This is a genomic window from Mailhella massiliensis, assembly GCF_020741395.1.
GTDB lineage: Bacteria > Desulfobacterota > Desulfovibrionia > Desulfovibrionales > Desulfovibrionaceae > Mailhella > Mailhella massiliensis_A.
Genome location: NZ_DYZA01000022.1, coordinates 1 through 7,384, shown reverse-complemented (window position 1 = coordinate 7,384; position 7,384 = coordinate 1). Strand labels below are relative to the sequence as shown.

9 protein-coding genes are annotated in these 7,384 nt (G+C 59.0%); all 9 read right to left on the bottom strand.

Annotation, left to right across the window (positions count from 1 at the left end; translation table 11 throughout):
• The coding region (locus K8W16_RS01130; protein WP_304120426.1) for a type III secretion protein at positions 1-193 on the bottom strand (193 nt) is incomplete at its 3' end.
• Positions 194-206: 13 nt separating this feature from the next.
• Complete coding sequence (locus tag K8W16_RS01125; RefSeq protein WP_304120425.1) at positions 207-413, bottom strand: hypothetical protein; 207 nt, start codon at positions 411-413, stop codon at positions 207-209.
• On the bottom strand, positions 406-1,920 hold the full coding sequence (sctD, locus tag K8W16_RS01120; protein ID WP_304120424.1) for a type III secretion system inner membrane ring subunit SctD: 1,515 nt from the start codon (positions 1,918-1,920) through the stop codon (positions 406-408). The genes K8W16_RS01125 and sctD overlap by 8 nt, the downstream gene beginning before the upstream one ends.
• Positions 1,921-3,723 (bottom strand): type III secretion system outer membrane ring subunit SctC, encoded by a 1,803-nt coding sequence (gene sctC / locus K8W16_RS01115; RefSeq protein ID WP_304120422.1) that lies wholly within the window; start codon positions 3,721-3,723, stop codon positions 1,921-1,923.
• A gap of 19 nt (positions 3,724-3,742) precedes the next feature.
• Positions 3,743-4,189 (bottom strand): hypothetical protein, encoded by a 447-nt coding sequence (locus K8W16_RS01110; RefSeq protein ID WP_304120421.1) that lies wholly within the window; start codon positions 4,187-4,189, stop codon positions 3,743-3,745.
• A 132-nt stretch (positions 4,190-4,321) separates the two neighbouring features.
• Complete coding sequence (gene sctB, locus K8W16_RS01105; RefSeq protein ID WP_304120419.1) at positions 4,322-5,188, bottom strand: type III secretion system translocon subunit SctB; 867 nt, start codon at positions 5,186-5,188, stop codon at positions 4,322-4,324.
• 92 nt (positions 5,189-5,280) lie between these two features.
• Positions 5,281-6,294 carry a type III secretion system protein gene (locus K8W16_RS01100; protein ID WP_304120418.1) on the bottom strand — a complete coding sequence of 338 codons (1,014 nt, stop codon included), beginning with the start codon at positions 6,292-6,294 and terminating at the stop codon, positions 5,281-5,283.
• Between the two features lie 3 nt (positions 6,295-6,297).
• On the bottom strand, positions 6,298-6,780 hold the full coding sequence (locus K8W16_RS01095; RefSeq protein WP_304120417.1) for a SycD/LcrH family type III secretion system chaperone: 483 nt from the start codon (positions 6,778-6,780) through the stop codon (positions 6,298-6,300).
• Positions 6,781-6,846: 66 nt separating this feature from the next.
• Positions 6,847-7,384, bottom strand: a 538-nt coding sequence (locus K8W16_RS01090; protein ID WP_304120415.1) for a hypothetical protein, incomplete at its 5' end; no start/stop codon positions are given.

The window sequence follows — 7,384 nt, the reverse complement described above, 5'->3', positions numbered from 1 at the left end:
CGGTGGAAAGCGCTTCCATCAGAGTGTTGTACTGGCCGATTTCAAACTGAAGGGAAATCATCTGCTCGTTGCTCAGTTCGTCGCCTTCGGCAAGCTCGGCCATCTTGGCGTTGAGTTCCGAGCCTTTTGTGCTGACTCCCTGAAGGGTGTTTTCAAACATCTGATTGACATTGAATCCGCTGATGGAATCCATAATGCACTCCTTTTCAGGCAAAAAGTTTTTCGAGAATGGAAGAAGCCGCCTGTGCCGCAGCCCGTGCTGCCTGTGCCGTTTTCATCTCATCCGGGGTGAGGCCCCGGTCCATGGTGCGGCGGAGTGAGGCGTCCATGTCGGCTACTTCATCCCGCACGGCAGTCTGCGCGCCGTAGGGGGCGTTTTCCATGATGTCGAGAACAGAGACAAACTCAGTCATGGGAACCTCTCAGAGGATATACGGTAATAGTGTTGTTCCGGGCCAGTGTCAGCTTGTCAACGGAAATTTTCTCCAGGACATAGCCTCCCGGCAGTTCTCCGCCTTCAAAGACGCGCTCGCCGTTTTTCAGGGTGATGAAACTCATGGGCCCCAGGGAAACGGACGTGACCTGGAAGGAGGCGTCGCCGTTTCGTTCCGCCGCGGCAGGGGAATTTTCCTTCTGCTCCTGCTTCTCCTGCCGGGTGTAGATGTTGTCGTTTTTCTGCCTGCCGGGCATTTCGGCACTGTTGATGATATCGAAGGGCGCGGGCACGCCGAGTTTTGCCTGCACCTGGGTGACGACCTCTTCCAGCGAAGCCTTTGTCTGTGGGGTGAAGGCCCCTCGCAGGATGATCCTGCCGGGCTGATACTCCGTTTTCACTTCGCCAAGCCCTGCGCCGTCAAGAGCCGGGATCAGCAATATCCGTACGTCTTCTTCATGCCGGATATCTTGGAAGAGCGAAAGCTTCGCCTTTCCCCCCGGAGATGAAGGCCTCAGGTCGGGCACGTTGCGTACGGCTTCCGTCAGCGCCTGCTCCTCCAGAACGCCGTTTTTGATGTATCCCTTCACCAGAAGCCCCGGATGGGAGGATGGCGGCAGTTCCGTCACTTCCGGGAAAAGCCCCAGGGCGTTGAAAGAGGATTTCACTGCATCGGCAGCGTCCGACCTCACCGTCACATCCAGGTACACAGGGAACTGCAAAAGTTGTGCCAGTCGCAGCAGGCGGCCGCGTTCCCTGTCGGAGGCGATGCGCCCGGAAACGGTCACGCTGTTTTTTCCGCCCGTCACCGAAAGCTTCTGATAGCCCGCCTCGTCCAGGAGGGAGCGCATGAGCTCCTCCGGCGTGCGCTGAGGCGCTTTTTCTTCCCAGGTAAAGCATAGAAGCCCGGCCAGGGCGCAGGCGAGAAGGATACCCGCCGCCTTGAAGGTCTTGCCGGAACGCCCGGAATTTTTTTCCGCTTTGTCCCCGCCACCCTCCTCAAGCTCGGGCAGAGAAGAGGATGGGGCAGTTTCGTTGGCGTCTTTTTCCTTGTCTTCCGCTTCATCCGGCAACGTCGTTGGCTGGGGGGCGGGGGCGTTTTCTGATTCCCTTTCCGTTTCCTCAGTTTTTTTCGCCCGGGCAAGGCGCTCTTCCACTTCCTGCCAGGCGGCGTTGTCAGCGGAGGCCGCCTCCGTCCATGCCAGGACTATCTGGCCGAGCTGGAAGGGGTAGCGGGCAGGCAGCCTTTCCTCTCCGGGCAGGGCTTCCCCCGAGAGGAGGACTTTTCCATCCAGAGGTTCCGCCGTCACCTGCGTCCCGGATTCGGGGAGAAGAATATGCAGGGCCGCATGGCGGGGGGCCAGCGAGGAATCGGAAAGGATGAGGTCGCAGGAATCGTCGGAGCCGACGACATAGACTCCCTCCTGCAATTCAATTTCTGCGCCGAGGTGGAGGCCGGAGAATATTCTGAGCGTCACACCGTCCATTTACAGTGTCCTTTCCGCGCCGGAGGCCGCGGCGGCGTCGGGCGAGCGGGAACAGCCGGAGCTTTTCCTTCTGACGGGGATACGCGGCTCATAATCGGCCTGTGTGGCCGTGCGGTGGAAGGAAGGATCGTCCACCTGGCTCGGCACATTGGTGCCGGAAAGTTCCACAATGCGCGGAGTGATAAGGATGAGGCGCTCCATCCTCTTGCTTTCCTTGGACTTTGTTTTGAACAGATTGCCGATGAAGGGAATATCCTTGAGCAGGGGGACGCCGCTTTCATCCTGCCCTTTCTGTTCATAATAGTAACCGCCGATGAGCAGGCTCTGACCGGCGTTGACTATGGCCTGCGTGTTGATCTTGGTCTGTTTGATGGGCGGGACACCGCTTGAAGTGTTGACGCTTGAGCTGTTGTCCTGATCGTCCTGCACGCTTACGGCCAGCTTGATGGAGGTTTCTCCGTGTTCACGGATGATGTGGGGGGTCACCCTCAGCACAGTACCCGCCTCCACCTTGTAGAGATCCACGGCCTGATAGCCTTCCACTTCCACATAATAGGTGGTGGTGTTTTCCAGCGTGGCCTGGATATTGTCCACCGTGAGCACGGAGGGGCGGCCCAGGACACGGGCCTCGTTGTTTTCCTCAAGCGCCTGTATGCGGGCGAGGAAAAAGTCGCTGCCGTGGGTGTAGATGGTGGAAAGCGTCATGCCCACGCTGTCCATGACGCCGGGGGAGGGGATGCCTGTGCCGCCGGTGGTGGAGCCGGTCGAGGTGCCGCCGCCGCCCCAGCCGTTGCCGCTGGTGCCGCCTGCACCCTGGAAGGCTATGCCCAGCTCGCGTTTGAAATCGGTGTCTATATCCACTATGGCAGCGTGTATTTCCACAAGTTCCACGGGCTTGTCCAGATCTTTGATGACCTGGGCATAGTAGGGCATGCGGTAGGCCGCGTCGCTGACGAGCACGGCGTTGACGCGAGGGTCGGCCATGATGCTGATGCTGCCGGTGGAAACCGGCGTGGGGGAAGCCTGTTTCGGCGAGGAGGACTCCTCCCTGCCCAGGGCCGAAAGCCCCTTGCCGCCCAGTTTTTCCACGGTGGCCTTTTCCTGCGTGACGCGCGTGCCCGAGACGGGCGTGCCCATGACCATGGCGCGCAGGATGGTGGCAATGCCGGGCACGGTAACGGTTTTATCCATGCTGCTCACCGTGATGTCTTCCGCCCATGCGTGCTTAAGCGGAAAGACCCGCATGACGATCTGCTCCGTCTGCGAGGATTCAAAGGCGGCCATGGCGCTTCTTATCTGGGCAAGGTATTCCGGCGGACCGGAAACGGAAATGACGTCGCCCGAACCGTCCAGCGAAGGGGGGAGCTGCGGGGAAAAGACGCCGGACTTGCGGAGCGCTTCATAAAGCTGCTTCGCCGTACCCGTATGCGGGGAAAGGAAGATGCGCTTGCTTTCGCTTGTGTGATAGAAATAGATGGTCTTGCCGAGAGTGTACCAGTTCACGTCGAAGGCGCTCTGCATGCCGGAAAGGAAGGTGAGCGGTTCCACCTCCTGGAAGCGCCCGCTGACCTTGCCCTTGACCTGCGGGGAAAGGGAGGCCGCGTAGCCTTCAGCCCGCGCGAAATTCATGAGTACGGTGCCCAGTTCCTGGCTGTCGGCATAATAGGAAAAAGGCTGGCGGAATATTGCCGCCTGGGCGCTGCCCGCCATAATCATGACGAGACAAAGGCAGACCAGAAAGGCCTGCCGGAGAAAAGCGGGGGTAGAGCATGGGGCGGCAGAAAAGGAAGGGAATTTCCGCATACACTGTCCTTGAGAACTATCAGCCGGGGAACCAGTTGCCGAAGGGGAGGCTGAAAGGAGAGGAACTTTTGTTCATTGAAGCCCCTCCACCGGAAATCTGCCGCTTCCACCACGCAAGGTCGTTGAGAAAATCGCGGACTTCCGGGATAAGAAAACTTTCGGAGGCGCTGGAAAGAGGGAAAGCCCGATGAAGTTCCAGCCCGTGTTCCCCTATGCTGAACACAGATCTGCGCTTTTTCAGGCATCCGGCGGCAAGGGCGGCGAGGCGTCTGACTTCTTCATCGCTTTCAGGGGCCTTGCCGAGGGAGGAGAGCAATATTCCGGTCCTGTTTTCCGGGGAGAACAGGGAGAAGTCCAGCCCCCCTTCCAGCGAGAAATGGAAGCATCCTTCCTCGTCGGGAGTGGCGTGTTCCCAGCCCGCTGCACGGGTAATGATGTCGGCCGTCTGCTGAAGAGGCGATGCCATGGCGTTCTCCTGAATTTTTTTCACTCTAGTGACTTTTGCCGTGTACTGTCAAATGTCTTGTTCCGGAGAGCGCTTCGTCCTTTGGACACGGCGCTCAGCCGGAACAGGGGAGGTCGGTCTCCCGCCGGAAGATCAGCCCAGAATTTTCGTTCTGGTCTGATTGATGTTCTGCTGTATGGTATCCTGGGTGCTCAATGCCTTCTGTATGAGCGCCTTCAGGGATTCATCCAGGCTTTCCAGCTGTTGCTGCTGGGCGCGGATGCGCTCCACGTCCGCTTCGGATTCCTTGAGTTCTGCGTCGTACATGGTGCTTACGCACTGGCCGATGCTGCCGAGTATGCCGCTCGATCCGGTCATCATGGAATTGAAGGCCTGCACTCTGGAGTTCAACAAGAGGTCGGCCTGCTGACGGGCCTGATTGGCGGCGCTGTTCGCCTTGTTCAGCACGGCGTTCATGGCCCTCTCTCCCCGGATAGCCTTGGTGCCGTAGCCTGTGGACTCGTCGATGGACTTGGTGAACGCCTCGTTGGCCGTCTTTTCGTTGGCCGCTATGCCCTTGGCCGTTATGCTGATGGAGGCCGCGCCCTGGGCTATGCTGAGGGTGCCCGTAATCACGCCGGTGACGAGCTGGGCCACGGCCTTGTTGCGGATGGTGTCGGCCTGATCCTGTATCTTGTCGACCATTTCTTCCGTCTGCAGGGCGCGCATCTCGGCGTTCTGGCGGCGTTCTTCCGACGACAGTTCCGTTATCAGGGCAAGGTAGGTGCTGCCGAAGGAGGGAATGGTGCTGGGGCAGACTATCGAATCCAGGGGTTTGGGAAGCATATCGAAAACTTCGCCCGTAACATCCTGGAAGCTCAGTGTGCCGTCTTTTGAAAGGCTGATGAGAAGGTTGTCGAAGTCGCTATCCGTTTTTCCGGTGGCGCTGGTATATTTGGTTTTCAGGTCATCGTACACGGTCTGATTGAAGCCGACGAGATTATTGACGCTGAGGGACATGTCGATATCCTTTTTTAGAAGAGAAGTGTCTCACACGGGTGGCATGCGGCTGGGAGAGACGGAGCCGTGCGGGAAGCGGCGCATTGCGTGCTTCAGGCCATGGAAGGCGCGACGCCCAGTATGGCGGCCTGCGTGTCCACACATTCGCCCACGATTTCCTTCACCTTGCTCATGAGGTCGTTGGCCCGTTCCATTTCCGCTTCCACAAGATCCTGATCCATCTTGATAGCCTCGCGCAGGCGTTCCAGAATAGCTTCAAGTTCCTTGCTGTCGGCCTGGCTCTGGGAGATGTTGTAGTCGAAGACCGCGCCTGCGATGGTGGCAGCGCCCGTGCCCATGCTCGTCACACCGGAGGCGATGTTCGCCGCCTTGGAGGCAATGGACGAGATCTGTGCGGCCTTTTGCACGGACTGGCTGGTTATGTTGGCGATGCTGCCGGCACTGGAGGCGAAGCCTGCGCCGAAGCTGACGCCGATGGAGACCACCATAATGGCCATGTTCATGGCGAAGCCGAACCACTGGGCGGCCTCGTCGCTCATGCCCATTTTCTTGCCGAGCTCAGTGAACCCTGCGGCAATGCTGTACTTGCCGTCCGAGGCGAGGGAAACCACGCTGTCGATGGTCATGGCCATGCCCACGACGCCCGCGGCGATGAGCAGGGGATTGCCCGTCAGAGCTCCGGCTACGATGCTGGCCGCAGAGGCGATGGCGCCCACGATAGCCCCGATGATCTGGAATGCCTTGAGAAAGCCGTTGGCCACGGACTTCTTCTTCATTTCTTCGAGACGGTCGGCGATTTCCTGGAGTTCCTTCTCGTTGATTTCCGCCTGTTGCTCGCCCTTGAGCTCCAGGCTGGCCACGCCGTCTCGGCAGGCCTGACGGCGCACGTCGTCGCCGATGGCGTTCAGAAGAGTATCAAGGGAAAGCGAACTGGAGGAGATGGGCAAATCGGGAAGGCCCAGTTCGGCGAGCAGTGCCTGAAGGGTCTGTTCGTCGGCATCGGGAAGGGGAGCGGCATCGGAAGTGCCGGCGCCTTTGGTTGTACCGGCAGTCGGGGTGGTGTAGTCGGTTCTGTTCGCACCGTAAATAGGATTAAAGTCAACCATGGATTACTCGCTTGCGTTGAGCATGGTGAGGAGGGCCCGTGCCTTTTTGTGGCAGTCGGCGTGGGCGGGATTCGACTCATCCCCTAGGGTGAGCAGGCCTTTGAGCGCGCCCACGGCGTTTTCCTTGTCGCCGAGCTGAATGTAGCATTTGGCAGCGAAGAGGAAGGGCACGGGGTTGCGCAGAAGATCTGCGGTGCCTGCCATGGCGTAGGCGTCGACGGCGCCCTTCAGGTCGTTCTGCGCCTGGCGGCAGCCGGCAAGGCCCATCCAGAAGCGCACTTCCTTGTGCCTGTAGAGGCACAGTGCCTGGAACACGGTACCGGCATCGGCAAAGTTGCCGGAGGAGTAGAGGTTGTAGGCAAGTGCGTACAGGCCTTCTATCTGTTCGTCCGAAATGTTGCATACGTCGCCGATGCTGGCGCCTTTGTTCAGGGCGTTGATGATGGCGGCGATTTCGTTGTCGTTGAGGGGGGTATTGTCTGCCATGGTAGTTCCATCCTGAAGAAGTTTGTCGTGAAGAAGGGCCTCGCTGCAGAAAGGGGTCTGCCTGCCCTATTGTCCGCGGGCGAGGTTGGTGAGAGTCTGGTTGGCGTTGGCAATCTGGGTGTTTGCGCCCTGGAGGTAGGAGTTGTACTGGCCGATGAAGTCCTGCAGGTATACCATGAGGGTCTGCGTCTTGTTGCCGATCTGTTCCTGATAGTTGGTCAGGCTCTTCAGGTTGTAGTCCCACTCGTCGGGGTTGTTGGCGAGGTCGTTGCCGGTGGTGTCGTAGCTCAGACCGCGCTCTTTGAAGTAATCCGCCATTTCCTGGGGCATCATGGATGCGTTTTTGTCCCAAGGGCAGTCGCCGGTTCCGTTTTTGGCGTTGTTCTGGAGTTCTCTGGCCTGCTCGATCATCTTGGCGCACTCTTCCTGCTCTGCCTGAATCTGTTCGATCTGATTCATGTAGGATTCAGCCTGGGACTTGCAGATTTCGGACTGGGCGAGCTGGAGCTTGGCAAACATCATCTGTACGCTGCCGGTGGGGCCGAGGTCGATAGTGTCGAGAATGGCGGAAAGGGAAGTGCTGTTGTTGACCTGTGACATGGAT

Coding starts and splice junctions, on each gene's coding strand:
- K8W16_RS01125 (WP_304120425.1), bottom strand. CDS start 413: ATGACTGAGTTTGTCTCTGTTCTCGACATCATGGAAAACGCCCCCTAC.
- sctD (WP_304120424.1), bottom strand. CDS start 1,920: ATGGACGGTGTGACGCTCAGAATATTCTCCGGCCTCCACCTCGGCGCA.
- sctC (WP_304120422.1), bottom strand. CDS start 3,723: ATGCGGAAATTCCCTTCCTTTTCTGCCGCCCCATGCTCTACCCCCGCT.
- K8W16_RS01110 (WP_304120421.1), bottom strand. CDS start 4,189: ATGGCATCGCCTCTTCAGCAGACGGCCGACATCATTACCCGTGCAGCG.
- sctB (WP_304120419.1), bottom strand. CDS start 5,188: ATGTCCCTCAGCGTCAATAATCTCGTCGGCTTCAATCAGACCGTGTAC.
- K8W16_RS01100 (WP_304120418.1), bottom strand. CDS start 6,294: ATGGTTGACTTTAATCCTATTTACGGTGCGAACAGAACCGACTACACC.
- K8W16_RS01095 (WP_304120417.1), bottom strand. CDS start 6,780: ATGGCAGACAATACCCCCCTCAACGACAACGAAATCGCCGCCATCATC.